Consider the following 1,698-nt stretch of genomic DNA (forward strand, 5'->3'; position numbering starts at 1 on the left):
AAGGATTTGAAGTTTGATTATTTAAAACACCATCTACCTTTAACGTATTTGGTATTAATGTTATATCTGTTGGAAGTGTATCTATAAATGTAGCTGTAGTTGCATTTAAGATTCCACTATTATTTAGAACTATTGTATAGGTTAAAATCTCACCTATCTTTGTATAATTTTTATTTACACTTTTGTTTACACTTATATTTGCAGTTTTTATTATTGTGGTTACTGCATATTCTGAAACTATCGTATTTGTAAAAACAGTCCCATTTGAAATTGTATTTCTAAAAACTACATAGCAACTATTTTGAATATTATTAAATGACCCTGAACTATTTATAATAGCACTATACGTTATTGTTCCTGAATACGGCAGGTTCACACTTGATGCAAGTGTTATCCCCAGAGCTAAATTATCTAAAGGTTTATTTACCCCATTTACAAAAATACTTCCTGGAACAAAACTTGTATTATCGGGAATTGTATCAAATATCTTAAAGTTAAAAATACTTCCACTACCTTCAAGCACTACATTCATAGTATATATAACAGTATCCCCATAATTTGCGAAAGGTTTGTCTACTGTTTTTTTTAGAGTTGTAACAGCATTTGATGGATTAACGGCTGCACCATATGCTATATAATTTGTATTTCCATCAGTTGGTGAAAATGAAATTCCTCCATTATATCCGTCTAAATAGTAACTATTCGTGTTTGCTGGTATATCTCCACTTGATGGATATATTGCTAAATCAAGACCTTGCCTTGCATTAAGAGTGTTACTTCTTGTGCTTGGGTCATTATTATTATTTCCAAAGGTTGCATTTGTATATGGAAGTCCATCGCCACTATTATTACTTATAATTGAATTGAAAAAGTTTGGTGCTTCCCTATTTGGTGCTGAAAAAGGTCTTGTATCTTGAAGTATTAATGCATCTCCCTTATCACAAGCTGCATGAATAACTGCAGTCATAAGATTCGCTGTTACAGTTCCTGTTGATGGAGTTATTATTGGAATACTTGTTCCGATTTGTCCATAATTATCATTTGAAATTGTTAAAGTTGCGTAATTATATGCACCACTTTGGCTCTGGATAGCCAATGCTAAAACCCATCCGCCTCCTTCTGCTCCTGTTGCAGCTGCTGTTATATTTGCCGGGATACTTCCACAGATAAAGTCCCCACTTCCAAACCCTTTTACGATACTTGTTACATTTGCTGAACATGAATAAAATCCTGCCCCATTTAGAGTTGTTACTGGTGTTATAATATGCTTTACATTATCTGGAGTAATTAAGTATACAGGATAAGTTCTAGCTGTGCTTGTAATAGTCCCTCCCGTATTCCCTCCCCATATTAAAAATGCTTCATCAATTGTACTTCCATTTGGTATATCTACATAAACTCTTGAATTTGCATCCATCCAATTAAGAGTCGTTCCAGCGGGCCAACCTCCCGGTGCCACAGTTGTTGTATCTACAGTCATAAATGCCCCTTGTGTTGCAATTGTTCCTGGTACTATAGCTCCTACTCCTTTTGTCAATCCTAGCGCATTCCCAAAGTATAGAAATCCACCTTGTATTATTTTTTGATATAAAAGTGATACTGCCATTTTTCTCCTCCTATTTTTTCACTCAACTACTTCCATCTATATTTTCATATTGTTCCTATTCTTAATTTAATGTTCCCCATAGCTTTATTTAT

1 protein-coding gene is annotated in these 1,698 nt (G+C 33.8%); it reads right to left on the reverse strand.

Translation table 11 applies throughout. The features are described 5' to 3' along the window. Window positions 1–1,606, reverse strand: a 1,606-nt coding sequence (locus ACRC28_RS08510) for a DUF11 domain-containing protein (protein ID WP_438543027.1), incomplete at its 3' end; no start/stop codon positions are given. Window positions 1,607–1,698: the final 92 nt, after the last annotated feature.

Origin of the sequence: Clostridium sp. (assembly GCF_051650885.1) — a bacterium.
GTDB lineage: Bacteria > Bacillota > Clostridia > Clostridiales > Clostridiaceae > Clostridium.